Annotated in this window: 14 protein-coding genes; 9 read left to right on the top strand and 5 right to left on the bottom strand. The window is 61.6% G+C overall.

What is annotated here, in order from left to right; genetic code table 11:
• Nucleotides 1-20: 20 nt before the first annotated feature.
• Together HYT87_03590 and HYT87_03595 are read right to left on the bottom strand one after the other, a co-directional pair.
• Nucleotides 21-317 carry a nucleotidyltransferase domain-containing protein gene (locus HYT87_03590; GenBank protein ID MBI2058830.1) on the bottom strand — a complete coding sequence of 99 codons (297 nt, stop codon included), beginning with the start codon at nucleotides 315-317 and terminating at the stop codon, nucleotides 21-23.
• A gap of 312 nt (nucleotides 318-629) precedes the next feature.
• On the bottom strand, nucleotides 630-2,528 hold the full coding sequence (locus HYT87_03595; protein ID MBI2058831.1) for a response regulator: 1,899 nt from the start codon (nucleotides 2,526-2,528) through the stop codon (nucleotides 630-632).
• 241 nt (nucleotides 2,529-2,769) lie between these two features.
• Here HYT87_03595 and HYT87_03600 point away from each other — a divergent pair, with 241 nt between their 5' ends.
• The 6 genes from HYT87_03600 (at nucleotide 2,770) to HYT87_03625 (ending at nucleotide 7,633) form a co-directional block, all read left to right on the top strand.
• Nucleotides 2,770-3,324: a DUF374 domain-containing protein gene (locus HYT87_03600; protein MBI2058832.1), complete on the top strand. Its 555-nt coding sequence runs from the start codon at nucleotides 2,770-2,772 to the stop codon at nucleotides 3,322-3,324.
• A 94-nt stretch (nucleotides 3,325-3,418) separates the two neighbouring features.
• Nucleotides 3,419-4,729, top strand: a complete 1,311-nt coding sequence (locus tag HYT87_03605; GenBank protein MBI2058833.1) for a hypothetical protein — start codon at nucleotides 3,419-3,421, stop codon at nucleotides 4,727-4,729.
• Nucleotides 4,730-4,754: 25 nt separating this feature from the next.
• The gene (gene lpxK, locus HYT87_03610; protein MBI2058834.1) at nucleotides 4,755-5,837 is read left to right on the top strand and encodes a tetraacyldisaccharide 4'-kinase; all 1,083 of its coding nucleotides are present in this window, start codon (nucleotides 4,755-4,757) and stop codon (nucleotides 5,835-5,837) included.
• Entirely contained in the window at nucleotides 5,825-6,724 is a 900-nt protein-coding gene (locus tag HYT87_03615; protein MBI2058835.1) for a lysophospholipid acyltransferase family protein, read from the top strand. Before lpxK ends, HYT87_03615 begins: the two co-directional genes overlap by 13 nt.
• 39 nt (nucleotides 6,725-6,763) lie before the next feature.
• The gene (locus tag HYT87_03620; GenBank protein ID MBI2058836.1) at nucleotides 6,764-6,979 is read left to right on the top strand and encodes a hypothetical protein; all 216 of its coding nucleotides are present in this window, start codon (nucleotides 6,764-6,766) and stop codon (nucleotides 6,977-6,979) included.
• A 111-nt stretch (nucleotides 6,980-7,090) separates the two neighbouring features.
• On the top strand, nucleotides 7,091-7,633 hold the full coding sequence (locus HYT87_03625; protein ID MBI2058837.1) for a hypothetical protein: 543 nt from the start codon (nucleotides 7,091-7,093) through the stop codon (nucleotides 7,631-7,633).
• Nucleotides 7,634-7,638: 5 nt separating this feature from the next.
• On the opposite strand, the gene HYT87_03630 is transcribed toward HYT87_03625, so the two are convergent.
• Genes HYT87_03630 through HYT87_03640 form a run of 3 tightly spaced genes read right to left on the bottom strand, consistent with a single transcriptional unit; the run spans nucleotide 7,639 to nucleotide 10,518 of the window.
• Nucleotides 7,639-8,721, bottom strand: coding sequence for a glycosyltransferase (locus HYT87_03630; GenBank protein MBI2058838.1), 1,083 nt, complete (start codon nucleotides 8,719-8,721; stop codon nucleotides 7,639-7,641).
• Nucleotides 8,718-9,959 carry an O-antigen ligase family protein gene (locus HYT87_03635; protein ID MBI2058839.1) on the bottom strand — a complete coding sequence of 414 codons (1,242 nt, stop codon included), beginning with the start codon at nucleotides 9,957-9,959 and terminating at the stop codon, nucleotides 8,718-8,720. Before HYT87_03635 ends, HYT87_03630 begins: the two co-directional genes overlap by 4 nt.
• Nucleotides 9,925-10,518 carry a class I SAM-dependent methyltransferase gene (locus tag HYT87_03640; protein ID MBI2058840.1) on the bottom strand — a complete coding sequence of 198 codons (594 nt, stop codon included), beginning with the start codon at nucleotides 10,516-10,518 and terminating at the stop codon, nucleotides 9,925-9,927. The genes HYT87_03635 and HYT87_03640 overlap by 35 nt, the downstream gene beginning before the upstream one ends.
• 47 nt (nucleotides 10,519-10,565) lie before the next feature.
• Between HYT87_03640 and HYT87_03645 the strand changes: the two genes are divergently transcribed.
• From HYT87_03645 to HYT87_03655, 3 genes are all read left to right on the top strand, one after another.
• Nucleotides 10,566-11,621 carry a glycosyltransferase family 9 protein gene (locus HYT87_03645; protein MBI2058841.1) on the top strand — a complete coding sequence of 352 codons (1,056 nt, stop codon included), beginning with the start codon at nucleotides 10,566-10,568 and terminating at the stop codon, nucleotides 11,619-11,621.
• A gap of 319 nt (nucleotides 11,622-11,940) precedes the next feature.
• The gene (locus tag HYT87_03650) at nucleotides 11,941-12,198 is read left to right on the top strand and encodes a hypothetical protein (protein MBI2058842.1); all 258 of its coding nucleotides are present in this window, start codon (nucleotides 11,941-11,943) and stop codon (nucleotides 12,196-12,198) included.
• Nucleotides 12,199-12,327: 129 nt separating this feature from the next.
• Entirely contained in the window at nucleotides 12,328-13,701 is a 1,374-nt protein-coding gene (locus tag HYT87_03655; protein ID MBI2058843.1) for a glycosyltransferase family 39 protein, read from the top strand.
• Nucleotides 13,702-13,924 lie beyond the last annotated feature (223 nt).

Raw genomic sequence — 13,924 nt, forward strand, 5'->3', positions numbered from 1 at the left:
AGCGCTGCCAGCGCAGTCGGTCAGCGGTCATTCAGCGGCCGGCCGGTGGTGAGGACGGCCTCTCGAAACGATGGGGAAACGTTCCCGAGATCGACCAAATCAACCTTCTGGAGGATCGGAAGGTCCTCCAGGTCGCCGCGGATGCCGGACAACACGGCGAGATCAATGGGGTGGTCCGCCCAAATGCCCACGTCATAGTCCGATCGGACCGTAGCCCCTCCCACTGCGCGGGATCCAAACAGAAACAGACGGTAGGGCTGCGAGGGCATCCTGTGCGCCACCACCGCGGCGATTTGGCGTTCCGGGTCCATAGTCATTCCGGCATTGTATCACAGCTCCCACCCCGCATTCAGCGAGGTCGTCAGGCGCGTGTGACACGGTGGAAGGACTTCGGGATTCGATGCGCGGCCAGTCCGCCCGGAGGGCGGATCTGCGGATCACACGGGCATCGGCAGGGCGCCGGTGGCACCCCGCCCCGGTGGCCCGAACTCGCCCGGCGTTGCGCTTCGGCGGAGCCGATTCGGTTTCAAATCGCCAGGGTTGTCCGTTGTCTATTGACCCCCCCCCCGTTTCCACTTGATCGCTCGGCCGACGCCGTTGCGGCGTCGAGAAAAATGCAGCCTCATCGGCTAGTGCACGTCCAGAGTTTCGCGGACTTTTTGGGAGAGGAGATCGAGGCTGAAGGGCTTTTGGAGAAACGCGGCGCCAGGCTCGATACCCTCCAACGAGGCTGCGCCCCGCTCGGTGTAGCCGGACATGTACAGCACGCGGATCTCCGGTCGGAGTTTCCGGATACTCACCGCCAACTCGCGTCCGTTCATTACCGGCATGACCACATCCGTCAGCAGCAGGTGAATCCTCCCCGCCTGGCTCTCGACCAGCTTGATGGCCGATGGCCCATCCGCCGATTCCAGCACCGTGTAACCCTTCGTCCGCAACAACTGGCGGGTCAGGTCTCGAACCATTTCGTCATCCTCGACGAGCAGAATCGTCTCGTTCCCACCGGCGGCGCTCCGCTTCACTCCCGGAACTTCCGAAGGGAGGGCGTCGCCCGCGAGGGGGAGGTAGACTTTGAAGGTCGATCCCTTTCCGCGTTCGCTGTAGGCCCCGACATTCCCGCCCGCCTGCCGGACGATGCCGTACACGGTGGCCAGCCCCAGCCCGGTTCCTTCCCCCGGCGCCTTGGTCGTAAAAAACGGCTCGAAGAGATGGGCCATGACTTCCGGCGTCATCCCGAGGCCGGTATCGCTCACGGAGAGCATCACGTAGGGGCCCGGACGAGCTCCTTCATGTTCCCGCGTGTAGGCCTCATCCAGATCCACGTTCGTCGTGCCCACTTGGATTCGGCCGCCGGTCGGCATGGCGTCACGGGCGTTGACGGCGAGGTTCATGACGACCTGCTCCAACTGACCAGGGTCGATTCGCACCTTCGCGCGATGCGCCTTGAGATCGGTGGCCAGGTCCAAATCCTCTCCGATCAGTCGTTTGAGCATTTGGGCAATGGCTTTCAGCGATTCGTTCAGGTCGACCACTTTGGGTCGGATGACCTGCTGTCGGCTGAAGGCGAGCAGTTGGCGCGTGAGGGAAGCGGCGCGGACGCCCGCCGCTCGCACCCCTTCGATATCCTTTCGGATGGGATCATCCTGACGCATCGTGCGGAGTATGATTTCGGTGTGACCCAGAATCACGGTCAGAAGATTGTTGAAATCGTGAGCCACGCCGCCGGCCAATCGGCCCACCGCCTCCATTTTCTGGGCCTGCCGGAGCTGGGCCTCGAGACTGCCGCGCTCCGAAGTATCCATGAACGCCACCACGGCTCCCCGCACGACCCCATCCTCCCGCATCGGAGTGCAGATGAATTCGACGGGCAGGGGGGTCCCGTCCTTTTTCCAATAGACCTCGTTCCGGCCACGTCGGGTCTGGCCCTTCCGCAGCACATTTAGGATCGGGCACTGGTCCGCCGGGTAAGGCGATCCATCGACGTGGGAGTGGTGGACCGTGGCGTGCAGGGGCCGGCCGCACAGCTCGTCCTCTTCATACCCGAGCAAGTTTGCCGCCGCAGGGTTCACCAGCGTGATGGCCCCGGTCAGGTCGATGCCCACGATCCCTTCGCCGACGGAGTCGAGTACCAGCCGGTTCTGCTTCCGGAGGGATTCGGCTTCCCGGTGCGCCTGACTTTCGGATCTTCGAGTGCGTACTTCCCTGTAGAGGTCACGCATCCAGCCGGAGCCCACGCCGACGACGATCCAGCTCACGATGGCCGGCCACGCTTCCGTGAAAACGCCGACGGCTTTCACGCCATGACTCTGGAAAAGCCAGGCATTGAGGGGGACAGCCAGTACTCCGGCCGCGAGCCCGCCTCTCCATCCGAATAGGAAAGCCGTGACGAGGATGGGGAGATTGACCAGGGCAGCCGTGGCGTCCCCCACCCTCGGATAGAAAAAGGCGAAGAGGGCCACGTACGCCCCGGCGGCAGCCACCGAGGCCGCCCATCGGCGAAGGGGGCGGGTGGGAGGACTCTCTGTCATGTCGGACCCTTCATAACGCCAAAATCGGAAAATGCCAACAGGGAGTCACCCCAGCCATGGAGGGCGAGCGCCGAAGATCGGCGGCACGAGCCCCATTCCTCACCTATCGAGGCTAAACCTCCACAGCGGCTATCGAGGCCATGGTCCATGCCGTGCCCTCCATGGCACGGCGACATTGCATGGCCCCATACCGTCCTCGACATGGGGTTTAGCCTCGATAGAATTATGGTAGAATCCGCGGATGCTTGCCGCCGTTACTCGCTGGTTCCAGGAATCCCTCCTGCCGTGGCTGGGTGCCTTGTTGATTCGATCCTTGCGGCTCACGCTCCGGTTGCACATCGCCGGCGAGGAGCACGTGCGGCCCTACATGGAGCGGAACAGGCCCATCATCATCGCCTTCTGGCACGGCCAGCTTTTGATGATGCCCTATGCCTATGCGAATCGACAGGCGTCGGTTCTGGTCAGTGAGCACCGCGACGGGCGTCTGATCGGAAACGTCATTCGCCACTGGGGTTTCAATGTAGCGCACGGGTCCCGCACGCGGGGGGGACTCGGCGGCTTCATGTCCCTCGTCCGCTCCCTCAAACACGGCGTAACGGTTGCGATTACGCCGGACGGCCCACGCGGGCCGGCTCGTAGAGCCGACCCCGGCACGATCATGCTGGGCAAGGCCGCCGAGGTGCCCATTCTTCCCCTGGCGTTCGGTTGCTCAAAAAAAAAGTCCTCCGCACGTGGGACGGCTTCACCCTTCCCCTTCCATTCTCCCGCGCCGTGCTTCTCTGGGGCGAACCCCTAGTCGTTTCCAAGAACGCCGGGAAAGAAGATCTCGAAATCGCTCGCGGACGCCTGGAGAGGGCCCTGAACGAGCTCACGTCCAAGGCTGACTCCCTGTGCCGATCCTGATTTTCGCGTACAACGTTCTTTGGGGCCTCGCCCTGGTGCTGCTCCTGCCGGCCTGGTGTTTCGCCGCGCTTTTCTCATCCAAACTCCGGAAGGAATTGGTGGGGCGATTCGACGTCCTGAGAACGCTCGATCCTGGTTCGCTCGACCTCCAGGCCGGTGGATTCTGGGTTCACGCGGCGAGCGTGGGGGAGGTGGTCACCGTGATGCCGCTCCTCCGCCAATTGGAGGCGCGCGGCCGCGCGTGCTCGCTCCTCACCACGTCCACCTTGAGAGGATCCGAAATGGGCAGACGCGAATCCCGCGGCCGGTTTCCCTCCCTCGTCCTACCGCCCGATCTCTATCCGCTTGTTCGGCTCCTCTTCGCAGCCGCCCGCCCGAAGGCGCTCATCCTGGTCAACAGCGAATTCTGGCTGAATCTGATTTATCTCGCCCACGTTCGGCGGGTCCCGGTCCTCCTCGTCAACGGGAAACTCTCCGAGCGTTCGTTCCGGTCTTTCATGCGCTTCCGGTTCCTCCTCGCGCCGATCTTTCTGGTCCCCCGGCTATACTTGGTGAGAACCGTGGAGGATCGCGACCGCTTCTGCGCGCTGGGGGTGCCCGCGGAGCGGGTTCACGTGGTGGGAAGCCTCCGGTTTGCGGCCGCTGTCCAACGGGTGCGGCAGGGGTCGCCGGATTCTTCTCCGCTGGCGTGGCTTTCCACGCACAAGTTCGTGATCGGCGGCAGTACGCGTGCCGGGGAAGAACCGGTTCTCCTCGACGCCTTCGCAAAGCTCCGAAAAAGTTTCGACGACCTCAAGCTCATGATCGTCCCCCGCGAGTTGGAGAGAGTAGGGGAGATTGTACGGATGGCCACCGATCGGGGATTCGAACCGGTGCGCGCCTCCGGACTGATGGAGGCGGCCGGGTCCGCTCCTCCCTCCTGGACCGCACCCGTGCTGATCTGGGATCGATTCGGCGAACTGGCCCATCTTTATCCGCATGCCCGATTGGCGTTCGTCGGCGCCAGCCTTGTGAATCTGGGCGGCCACAATCCTCTCGAGAGTGCCCTCTGGGGAGTTCCCACTTTGTTCGGTCCGTCGCGTTTCAACGTAGTGGAGGAGTGCCAATTCGCCGAATCGCGTGGTCTCGGCTACGTGATCCGGAACGCCGATGAGATGTCATCCACCGCCGAGCGGCTTTTGCGGGCCGGGAACGGCCGACCGGCCAACGATTCCTACCGCCTGTTGGAGGACGCCGAAGCGCACGCCGAGAGCCTCGAACGCACGCTGGAGAAGCTGCGGGCGTATCTTCCGGCTTGACGGATCTCTTTCCCCATCTTGGGGCATGGGATACGATGCCCCCGCCATGGCCGTGATGCGATCTCTTCTGCCGAGGCTCACTTCCATGAATGCCGTGAGCATCTGGCTTCTTCCCCTCTACCTGCTTTATCGCGCGGGCTGGTGGATCCATTTCGCCTGGAAGAAGCTCGCCGCCCCCCCCTTGGTGGAGACCCGGGCGAAGGTCATTTCGATCGGCGGCGTCGAATGGGGCGGAAGCGCCAAGACCACGTTGGCCATCGAACTGGCCCGCTACCTCATCGGAAAGGGAAAGCGGGTGGCGGTCCTGTCGCGCGGGTACGGACGGTCTTCGGCTGGGGTCATGGAGGTTGATGCCGGGGACCCTCGGGCGGCGGAGATTTTCGGGGACGAGCCCACGCTCATCGCCAGAGAAGTGCCCGGCGCCGCGGTCTGGGTCGGCGCAGATCGCGCGGAGTCCGCGCGCGCCGCGGAAGGGGCCGGAGCCGTTGACGCGATCGTTTTGGATGATGGACTCCAAGTCATGAGTCTCCGGAAGGATCTCGATATCGTCGCGCTTGATCCCGACCTGACTCTGCGATCTCCCGGATGGCTGAGGCAACTCTTTCTTAGAACTCCGCTTTGGATGGTCCGTGGCGCGCGTGTGAGAATCTACCTCGGCAGCACATCCCCCGGGCAAACGCCGGGCGTCCGAGGCCTTCGAGTGGGTTACCGCCTCCAAGGCATGATCAACCTGTGGACCGGCGACCCCGTGCCCCTCGAAGCGATGCACGGTGCCACGATCGTCCCGTTCTGCGGGATCGCGCGTCCGGATCGATTCATCGAAACTCTCCAGGAGGGGGGACTAAGCGTTGCAGGCTCCATGGTCTTTCCCGACCATCATCTGTATCGGCCGCGGGACTTCGATGCCCTGACCGCCCTGGCGGAAAATCAGGGCGCCACCACTCTTGTAACCACGACGAAAGACGCCATCCGCTTCACCCCCGTGCTCCGATCAAAAGGCGGGAACGACACCGGCCGGTATCGATTCCTCGCGGCCCGGACTGAACTCTCCTGGCATCCCAATCGGTCGATGCTTGAAATCGAACTCGACTCGCTATGGAAATCGTGAGGCGCTCCCTCTGGCGGGTGGAATCGTACCTTCTGCAGGGCCTCCTGTGGTTTTTTCGTCTTCTTCCTTTGGCGGTCAGCCGATCGCTCGGCGCTGCTCTCGCGCGCGCTCTGTTTGGAATCGTTCCCTATCGAGTGAACATGATCGAGCGACACCTCGGCCAAGTGATTTCAGGTCGAGTGGAGTCCCGGCTCATGCGCCGGCGCGTCCTTTCCGGCGTGGGACACACCCTCGCCGAATACGCGCACCTGCCCAGGATCCGATCGGACAATCTGGAGCAGTACATCCGGTTTGAAAACGAACACCACTATGCCGAGGCGATACGAGCCGGAAAGGGCGTCATCGGATTCAGCGGACATTTTGCATGCTGGGAGTGGGTCGCCTGCCACACCCTCCGATATCCGACGATGAACGTCGGCGTCATCGTGCGTCCCATCAAGAATCCGTATGTGGACCGGTACGTCAACTCTCTTCGCCGATCCAAAGGTCTCCAGGTGTTCGACATGAGGGATTCCTTCAAGCCCATGCTCGGCCATCTACGAAACGGCGGCCACGTCGCGTTTTGGATCGACCAGAACTGCCTCCGTGGAGAGGGAATCTTTGTGGACTTCCTGGGAAGGCCGGCTTGCACATTCAAGGGGTTCAGCCTGCTTTCGCTGCGGTCCGGATCTCCGCTGATGCCCCTGTTCGCGCTCCGCGATCCGTCGGATGGACGGATGATCATCCGCTACGAGCCGCCGATCTTCCCCTCTCGGGAGGGCGGCCTCGATCGGGCGACACACGACCTCACGCAGAGATGCACGGCGGTCATCGAGCGCTTCGTCCGTCAGTACCCCGAACAGTGGTTTTGGCTCCACAACCGCTGGAAAACCAAACCCGAGCCCTGATACCATTCCAAGCCGGGGGACGGGAAACCGGAGGTGTTTATGCAAGATTTCGGTCAAGAACTTCGAGCGATTCGCAAAGTTCTGTGGGTCCTGGCCGCGTTATGGCTGGTGCAGATCATTCTCAGCCACGGAACGGTCTTCGCACCCGGCAGCGTGGTCGCCGAAGAGCCTGAAAACACCGTCAGCGTCGACATCGTCAAGATTGCGGGCCACACGATCGTTGGGCGAAAACTGCCGGTCGAAACCCAGGAGTAGGGGAGGGTCTTCAGACCCTCCCGGTGGGAGGGAGCATCTAAAGATGCTCCCCTACGATCCCCTCGTCGCTCGGAGCTAAAGGCCTCCGCCGGACCGTCCGATTTACCTCCTATGTGGCACCGCCATCTCCTGCGTCTGGCGCCCTGCCTGTTCGCCCTGCTGGCCCTGCGCTGTGGAACAAGTGAGTTCGATGTCCGAATCAGCGGTGTGACTCCTCTCTCCAAGTCCGCTGTCTCGCCCAGGACGACGACGAACAGCGATGTAGTGGAAGCGGATGGCTCAAGCCTCCCGGATGAGGTTTCCGTTACGATCGAGAACTTCATGGAGTTCCCTACCCTTGAACTTCGGATCGAGCAGTACCGGGTGGACTACCGACGGCTGGATGTGGAATCCGTGGAGGGCATCACCACCCCCCACAACATTGCCAACGTCCCGATCCTGGCCGTGGTCCCCGCAAAGAACAGCACCAGCATCGATGTGGAGATCGTCAAGGCCAATGAGAAACAGCAGCCTCCGCTCGCTGCGCTTCGTTCGGGCGGCGATCGGATCGAAGTCGTCGCCGAAATCACTTTCTTTGGCCGAGTCCTGGGGCGCTCGGCGGTGGTGTCCCTCACCACCCGCCACTTGATTACGTTCGCCGACTTCCCGGACTGACCTTCTCAAGCTCCAGGTAAGTGGGACTCCTCCAGCAACTCTCGGTAGATTCCGGCCGTTTTCTCCACCATGGTTTCCGGAAGAAATCCGGATCTCACCTGCCGTTGAGCTTTCTCCGCAATGTGGGAGCGAATGTCCGGATTCTCGATGAGCTTCCTGAGCGCCAGAGCCAATGCCGCAACGTCCCCGCTCGGATAGAGCAACCCGGTCTCTCCATCGTCGAGGATCTCGGGCACCCCGCCCACGCGGCCGGCCACGGCCGGAACGCCGGCTGCCATTGATTCGAGGACCACATTTGGTAGTCCCTCTCCATCGGAGCAAAACGCCAGGACATCGATGTCGCCGAAGAACTGCCGGAGGTCCGCCTGATACCCCAGAAGCGTCACGACCTCCCGCAGCCCCCTGGCCTGCACCTCACCCGCAATGCGGTCCTTCATTCCCCCCCCACCCGCCATCCGCAAAGTGACGTTCAATCCTTCCTTTCTCAGCCGTTCGACCGCCTCGATGGCATCGAGGGGCCGCTTGTTGTTTTCAAGGCGACCGGCAAATCCGACAACAAAGGCACCGCTCCTTGCCGAGCGGACCACGGGCTGACCGGCATTCCCAGCGCAGGAATAGACGACCGACACGCGCGCCGCCGCCACGCCTCCCCGCACCAGCGTGTTCTTCACGGCTTCGCTGACGGCGATGTAACGCTCCACTCCAAATCGATATTTCAGCCGGCTGAATCCGTTTCGGCGAATCGGGTAGTTCACACGCCGTGAGACCACGAGCCTGAAATCTGGAAATACGAGTTCCGCAAGCCGGGCTATAGCGTGAGAACGCGACGTGTGTGCATGCACGATGTCGGGCTCCTCTTTCCGAACAGTTCGGGCCAAGTGGAGGGCGGAGAGCATGTCCCCTTCAAAGCGAGGCCGGAACGCGCGCGTACCGGCCCGAATCGGCTGCAACCTTTCGCCCAGCGGGCTCCTCGGCCGGCAGAAAACCACGGATTCATGCCCCCGGTCGATCAGGCCTCGGTGGAGCAGGGTCAACTGGTTCTCGGCCCCGCCCCAGACGGTGGATTCATCCAAGTGAAATATCTTCATGCGACCGTCTCGTTCGAGCGCCGGCCCGCCAGCGCCAAGACCGCACAGAAAACGATGAAGGGTTCATCGCGGATCGGATATTCCACCAAGCCGTGAATCGCAAGCGCGCCCCAAGCCAGTAGCGCAGCCTCCGCCCCCGGTTCTCTGCGACGCTTCCAGAGCGCCCAAGGGATCGCGCCGACGAACGCGACCACACCGATCAATCCCGCAGGCCCTGCCTCAAACAGGCCGGCAAGGAAGATATTGTGAATGTGCCGATAAACCGAGGTGGACCAGCCCGGATCCAACTGCTTCGAGAAAGCTCCCAGCCCATAGCCGGTCCACGGCCGTGTCCGGTAGAGTTCCCACGCATCCACCCACACGTCCCGCCTCCATTGGAGACTGGATTCTTTGAAGCCGGCCCTGATGTCCGTCGTAAAACGCTCGCCCCCCCCCCCCGGAATGGCCAGCCAGACACCCAGGAGAATCAGCACGGGAATAACCCACCGCCGGCTCCGCTTCGACCATCGAAAGAGGGCATACACAAACGTGAGCGCCATGACCACGAAGCCGACTCGGGATAGCGTCAAGGCGATCCCCAGTGCAAGGACGGACCCGAGCAGCGCTGAGATCCAGGGCGCGCGGCGCCCAGGCGATTGGACGAAGTGCAGGATCGCCACAGGGAGAAGGAATTCCAAGTAGATTGCCGATGAGCTTTGGGCCACCGCGAAGATGGGGATTCGCTCCTGCGGGGTTGAGGCCAGATGCCGCCCCGAGGCCAAGAAAGCAACGATGGCGGCAAGCTCGACCGCGGCTGTGCAAGTGAGAAGCGACCATCCCAGCGTTCGACCCGCCCTGGGCGCCACGCGGAGGAGTCTGGAGAACATAAACAACACAAGCAGTCCCTGTGCGGTCTTCCACCACCACTTCAGCGTCAACGCCCGGTCCGGCGTGGAGAAGAGCGACAAGCCGAACCCTACGGCCAGCGCCAGCGACCCCGCATCCAGAAGAGAAAATGGGCGCGTACGGATACGCCCGGTTGTCCACAGCCCCAGGAAGATGATCGCTATCATCCCCAGGACGACGTTCTTCGGCCACTCCGCCCAGGGCAGGAAAAAGGCCAGCAGCGCAAAGACGACGGCGAGCACATTGTCCACCGACCTTGGGAGCGGTGCGGGCACCGTGCTCAATGCGCCGATGGGACTTGGCCGACCCGCCATCGGTTCAATTCCGGACGAGGAGCGAGAGCGTTTGGGCATGGACGAGCGGAAGCACCCTCTCCGTCCGCGTCACGCTGAATCCATGCGTCTCCGCCTCCTTCTCAAACTGACCGGGGGCCAGCATGTTGATCCGCACCCTCTTGCTGAATCGGCCCCCGATGCGGCGCGACAAGGCATGGAGTCCCGCCTGCCGGTAGTGCGAAACAAGGGCGTAGCGCGTCGAGACTCTTCCCAGCTCCTCCATCACGGCGGCCCGCACTTCCGCATCCCGCAAGTGGTGCCAGAGCCGGACCACGCAGACGAGATCGAAGGAGCCGCTTCGAAAGGGCAGGTGCCGTATGTCACAGCACACTCGAGGACCAGAACCGTCAGCCGCGTGGACCAAGGAGAGAATTTCCGCCGATCGATCAGCCTGGACCATGAAATTCGCCACCGCGCCGGCCTCACCGGCAATCCGGCCATATCCGCATGGTACGTCCAGGACTCGGAATGGACCGCGTGGAGCGATCTCCGAAAGGATGGACCGGATCGCCCTCCTCTCTAGAAGGTCGACGATTCTCTGATCCCGTTTGAAACGCTTTAGATAGGCTCGATTCATTCAGTGGTCCTGACAAGGCGTTCTGCGGCAGGTATCATAGTCCCCCCATGCCCACGTTGAAAGCACAGCGCACGACCGACGAATCGATCCACCTACTCTCTGGTCAGAAAGTCCTTCTGGTCCAGACGGCCTACCCGGGCGATGTTCTCTTCTGCCTACCTCTCGCGGTGGCCCTCAAGGCGAAGGAGCCGGGCATTCGATTGATCGGGGTAACGTCCCGCGAGGCGGCGGACGTCTGGCAAGGCCAGCCCTGCTTCCAAGATGTGGTCGTATGGGACAAGCGCGGCAAGGAACGAAATCCAGTGGACATGATCCGATTGGCCGGTCGGCTTCGACGCATGAGGCCGGACATCGCCGTCGTGGCGCACACTTCCGCCGCCTCGGCCGTCCTTGCTCGACTCAGCGGCGCGGCGGAACGAATCGGGTTTCGCAAAGGGCCGGGTTCTTTCCTGCACACCCGGCGGCTGGAGTTTCCCAAGGACACTTTTGAAGGCCGGTATCGAGACTTCTACCCGCTGCTCGGTCTGAGGTTGCCCCCCGACGGCATGATTTTCACCGTGAGCGATGTCCCACTGGGGCGCGCACGGAAGATTCTCTCGGAAGAAGGCTGGTTTGAAGCCAAGCAACGAATCGCCATCACCTTCGGGAGCAAGATCGCGACGAAGAAATGGCCGGACGAGAAATGGGCCGATTTGTTGAAGCGATTATCCGGCGAGCCGTCGACGAGAATGATCCTCCTCGGAACTTCAGGTGAAACCGAAGAAGCGGAGCGAATTCGTTCCGGAGCGCCGAACCACGTGACCAACCTGACCGGCCTGACCGTGCAAGAATCCGCCGCGGCTTTGCAGTCCGCAACGTGGGTCATTGGCGTGGACAGCTTCGGCCTGCACCTCGCCAGGTTCCTCGGCGTACCCAGCATTGGTATTTTCGGTCCGACCGATCCAAAGGCCCTTACCTGGCGTCCCAACCAGAAACCCGTCTTCGTTGAAGACCTCCCCTGCCGCCCCTGCACCGTCTTCCATGCGCCCCATCGCTGCCCGAAAGGCCATCACAACTGCATGAACCTGCTGGAAGCGACCCAAGTTGTCAGGGTTATGTTCTGATGCCATGGGAAAAATCCTACTTCATCTCCCTCTCGGAAAACGGGGAAGACCGACTGCGGGTTCACGTGTGGACCGAGAAGGGTCAAGTTCGAGGTTTCGCGGTTCAGCATGAGGCCCACTCGCGGGGGAAATGGCGCCCCGTAGTTCGATACGACACGGCGCACCCATTTGCCCACAAAGACATCCTTCACCCCGATGGTTCGCAGGACAAGCAACCGGTCTACTTTCCCAGTTTCAACATTGCACTTTCATTTGCTATCAAGGACCTCAGAACAATATGGCGATGGTATCGATCGGCCTATGAGCAGGAGATGAAGAGATGAAGCGGTTTGGCGCAGTGGAAAAGAACTTGGATCTGGCGCATTTGTTTCTTCTCTACACCCTCGAACATCCTGACCTGTTGGATCTCATCCCGCCCGGTGCTGAAGTGGTTTTCCTTCCCGCGCAGGATAGGAAATTGCTGGCCATCAACAAACGACTTGCGCAAAGTTTGAGAAGGAAGGGGCGGAGGGTCGTGACCTTTCATGTTCGCCCGGTCAGGCGGGAGACAGCCGAGTTCCTTCCGGAGGCCGCATAGGACACTGCTCCGCTCTTGCCGTTTCGGTTGCACTCGAAGAAAAGTTCCCCGTGGTCCGCGGTCACGCGGTGGATGCGAATCCAATAGGACCGCCCTATCAAGCGACCACGTTCCATGCCAAGATGGGACATGGCAGTAGTTGCCCGGAGCGCCGCCTTTGAGCCACGACCCCTGAAGGCGGTTGCCCTGATCCTCTCGCTGGCGGCCGTCCTGCGGCTACCTCTGTTTGCCACACCGTTCAACAACGAGCACGCCTGGAACGAAGGCCACTATGCAACGACGGCCCTCAATTTCGACCAGTACGGACCTTGGACGCAGATGAACGACCTCGGTGAAGACCACACGACAACGCCGTTGTATCCTTGGATCATCTACGCGAGCTTCAAGCTTTTCGGCGTGAGCGAAGCGGCGGCCCGCTTGCCCGGTTTCCTGTTCGGACTGCTCTCGGTCTATCTTGTCTTTTCCATAGGGAGAAAACTTCAGGACAGGCGAGTCGGCCTCCTAGCGGCACTGTGCGCCGCGGCAGCCCCCTCCATCATCTACTTCTCCAGGAACGTCCAGTTGGAGTCTATGTCCGGCTGCTTCGGACTCCTTGCCTTCTCGCTGCTCCTTTCCTGGCGGCAGAAGCTCGCGAACCGCTCCCTAGCCTGGGCGACTTCAGCCCAGGCGCTCTCGATCTTGACGAAACAGACGATGGTCCTTGCTTTTGTGCCTTTTTATTCCCTTTTCTTCAAGAGGGAGCCGAAGAAATTCGCGTGGTTCATGGGGCTCTCGGTTCTCCCCTCTGCGACATGGGTTGTCTTGAACTACCTTGACACGGGAGGCGGCACGGGTTGGTACTTCTCCAGACCGGGGGAGCACAACCTGCATGGAATTGTTCCGGCTCTGGCAAAGGGTTTCCTGTGGCTGCCTGAACATGTTGGCCCCCCCATTTTCCTTTTTGTCGTGATCGGTCTGATGAAGCCGCTTCCGGAGAAACGCCATCTTCTTGCCTACAGCTTAATTTGGCTTGCCCTGGCGGTCCCCTATCCCATAGCGTTCATGGGGAACAGGTACTACGACTATCCTGGCCTCTACGGTCTCTGCCTGATTGCGGGCAGCGGCCTCGCAACCCTGAGAAAGCAAAACATCCTCGCCGTGGCCGTGGCGGCAATTGTCTGCTTCGGTGGGGCGAAGGTCGTTCTGAGATACCGGGCCAACCGTTTCAGCCAGATGGCGAAGTCGGAAACGGTCCCGTTCTTCTCCGCCAAGGAGGTTCGGCGGATCAACTTGGACGGCGGGAGGGTTCTGGTCGACTATCCCCAAACGGCTTTCTATGCGGGGGGAGACCCAGCGTACATTCAGTGCGCCCATGGGGACGTTCGCTCCGGCGTCGACGGGAGTCACCCATACGTCATCGCAAACTATTTCGGCAAGTTCTACACCGCGGAAGAGTTCGATGCATTCATGACAGAACGCGGTTATGCAAAGATTCTACCTCTTGCCTATTCCAATATGAGATGAAACCGAAGCCCTCCGGGGTCAACCGAGGACCTGTTCGTACGCCTTCACGGCCCCTCCGACCATGGCATCCGGAAATTCCCGGGACAGGATCCTTCATTCACGGATAGGTATGGTGTCCCCCCATTACCCCGATCACAACAATTGCATAGGCCAACTGCCGCCGGACACCGTTCTTGAGGCCGCGAGGCGTTTGCTGTAGACCATTACTGCAAATACGGGCACC

Source organism: Nitrospirota bacterium (assembly GCA_016180645.1).
Lineage (GTDB): Bacteria > JACPQY01 > JACPQY01 > JACPQY01 > JACPQY01 > JACPAV01.

Bases quoted from the DNA above. Each gene is read 5' to 3' on its own strand.
- HYT87_03600 (MBI2058832.1), top strand. From the start codon at position 2,770: ATGCTTGCCGCCGTTACTCGCTGGTTCCAGGAATCCCTCCTGCCGTGG.
- HYT87_03595 (MBI2058831.1), bottom strand. From the start codon at position 2,528: ATGACAGAGAGTCCTCCCACCCGCCCCCTTCGCCGATGGGCGGCCTCG.
- HYT87_03655 (MBI2058843.1), top strand. From the start codon at position 12,328: ATGGCAGTAGTTGCCCGGAGCGCCGCCTTTGAGCCACGACCCCTGAAG.
- HYT87_03590 (MBI2058830.1), bottom strand. From the start codon at position 317: ATGACTATGGACCCGGAACGCCAAATCGCCGCGGTGGTGGCGCACAGG.
- HYT87_03615 (MBI2058835.1), top strand. From the start codon at position 5,825: ATGGAAATCGTGAGGCGCTCCCTCTGGCGGGTGGAATCGTACCTTCTG.
- HYT87_03630 (MBI2058838.1), bottom strand. From the start codon at position 8,721: ATGAAGATATTTCACTTGGATGAATCCACCGTCTGGGGCGGGGCCGAG.
- HYT87_03625 (MBI2058837.1), top strand. From the start codon at position 7,091: ATGTGGCACCGCCATCTCCTGCGTCTGGCGCCCTGCCTGTTCGCCCTG.
- HYT87_03640 (MBI2058840.1), bottom strand. From the start codon at position 10,518: ATGAATCGAGCCTATCTAAAGCGTTTCAAACGGGATCAGAGAATCGTC.
- HYT87_03645 (MBI2058841.1), top strand. From the start codon at position 10,566: ATGCCCACGTTGAAAGCACAGCGCACGACCGACGAATCGATCCACCTA.
- HYT87_03635 (MBI2058839.1), bottom strand. From the start codon at position 9,959: ATGCCCAAACGCTCTCGCTCCTCGTCCGGAATTGAACCGATGGCGGGT.
- lpxK (MBI2058834.1), top strand. From the start codon at position 4,755: ATGGGATACGATGCCCCCGCCATGGCCGTGATGCGATCTCTTCTGCCG.
- HYT87_03650 (MBI2058842.1), top strand. From the start codon at position 11,941: ATGAAGCGGTTTGGCGCAGTGGAAAAGAACTTGGATCTGGCGCATTTG.
- HYT87_03620 (MBI2058836.1), top strand. From the start codon at position 6,764: ATGCAAGATTTCGGTCAAGAACTTCGAGCGATTCGCAAAGTTCTGTGG.